General features: G+C 70.9%; 3 protein-coding genes. All 3 read right to left on the bottom strand.

The window, feature by feature from the left end; all coding sequences use genetic code 11:
• Positions 1-30: 30 nt before the first annotated feature.
• A complete protein-coding gene (locus AC27IQ_RS24065) occupies positions 31-861 on the bottom strand; it encodes a thiazole synthase (protein WP_487091065.1) in 831 nt (276 codons plus the stop codon).
• A gap of 5 nt (positions 862-866) precedes the next feature.
• Positions 867-1,064: a sulfur carrier protein ThiS gene (thiS, locus tag AC27IQ_RS24060; protein ID WP_284400028.1), complete on the bottom strand. Its 198-nt coding sequence runs from the start codon at positions 1,062-1,064 to the stop codon at positions 867-869.
• The coding region (locus AC27IQ_RS24055) for an FAD-dependent oxidoreductase (protein WP_487091064.1) at positions 1,061-1,634 on the bottom strand (574 nt) is incomplete at its 5' end. The genes thiS and AC27IQ_RS24055, both read right to left, overlap by 4 nt.

The raw sequence follows: 1,634 nt of genomic DNA, 5'->3' as shown, positions 1-1,634 counted from the left end.
GCGTGCCCCGAAGCGGTTCCGTGCAGCATCTCAGCCATGGTCGTGGTGCCAGAAAGGGGTGCCCAGCACCGGGGTGCTCGGCTGGGCGGCTTCCTGCGCGGCCATGGCGCCCGCACGGCGGGCGGTGCGGCCGGCCTGCACGGCGTCGGCGAAGGCGCCGGCCATGGCCACCGGGTCTTGCGCCAGGGCCACGGCGGTGTTCAGCAGCACGCCGTCATAGCCCCATTCCATCACCTGGCAGGCATGCGAGGGCAGGCCCAGGCCGGCGTCCACCAGCATGGGCACGTCCAGGCGCTCGCGCAGCAGCTGCAGCGCATAGGGGTTGACCGGGCCGCGGCCGGTGCCGATGGGCGCGGCCCAGGGCATCACCGCCTGGCAGCCCACATCGACGAGGCGCTGGCACAGCACCAAGTCCTCGGTGCAGTAGGGCAGCACTTGGAAGCCGTCGCGGATCAGCTGCGAGGCGGCATCGACCAAGTTCAGCGTGTCGGGCTGCAGCGTGTAGTCGTCGCCGATCAGCTCCAGCTTGATCCAGGGCGTGCCGAACACTTCGCGCGCCATCTGCGCGGTGGTGATGGCCTCCTGCACGCTGTGGCAGCCGGCGGTGTTGGGCAGCACGGGCACGTCCAGGCGCCGCAGCAGCTCCCAGAAGCCGCTGCCGGTCTCGGCGGCGTTGCTGCCCTGGCGCCGCAGCGAGGCAGTCACCATCGCGGGCCGGGCGCGCTGCACGGCGGCTTCGAGCACGCTGGGCGATGGGTAGCGGGCGGTGCCCAGCAGCAGGCGGCTGGAAAAGCGCTGGCCGTACAGCACCAGCGCATCGGCGTCGTCGTTGTCTCGGGAAGGGTTGGAAGGGGAATGCATGGTGCTCAGCCGCCCGTCACGGGCGAGATCACTTCCACCCGGTCGCCCGCGGCAAGCTGGCGCAGGTGGTACTGGGTGTTGGGAACGAAAACGGTGTTCACGGCCACGGCGAAGGGCGGGCGCGCGGCGATGGCGGCCAGCGCGTCGGCTACGGTGGCAGGCTCCGGCAGGGTCGTGGCGGTCTGGTTGATGGTGATGTTCATGGGGAAAGGGCTGCCTCTTCGTCGAGGTGCAGGGCCAGATCGAAACGGGAGGCCAGCGCCGATTGTCCCTGGTTCAGCCATTCCATGACGGCGTCGAGGATGGCCGGGGCGATCATGAAACCATGGCGGTACAGGCCGTTGACCTCCAGCACGCGCGGGCGCACCTGGCGGAGGGCGGGCAGGTTGTCGGGCAGGGTCGGGCGGCATTGCGTGGCCACTTCGAGGATGCGGGCCTCGGCAAAGCCCGAATGCACCGCGTAGGCCGCGCTCAGCAACTCCAGGGTCGAGCGCACGCTGGCGGGCGACAGGTCGTCCGATTCGATCTCGGTCGCGCCGATCACGAACAGGTGGTCTTCCTTGGGGGCGATGTAGATCGGGTAGCGCGGATGCACCAGGCGGGTCGGCCGCCGCAGGGTCACCTCGGGCGCATGCACGCGCACGACCTCGCCGCGCACGCCGCGCAGCGCGCTCCACTGCGTGCGGGCGCCCAGGCCCCGGCAGTCGATCACCCAATCGGGCTGGCCGGGCATGCCGGGCGAAAAGTCCGATGGTGCGCGCGGGCAGTGCCAG

Source organism: Acidovorax sp. KPB24-07, from assembly GCF_057543315.1.
The sequence above is the reverse complement of the archived record's forward strand: the minus strand, read 5'-3'. Positions and strand labels throughout refer to the sequence as shown.

Excerpts from the sequence above, each read along its gene's own strand:
- AC27IQ_RS24065 (WP_487091065.1), bottom strand. The coding sequence starts at position 861 with ATGCATTCCCCTTCCAACCCTTCCCGAGACAACGACGACGCCGATGCG.
- thiS (WP_284400028.1), bottom strand. The coding sequence starts at position 1,064 with ATGAACATCACCATCAACCAGACCGCCACGACCCTGCCGGAGCCTGCC.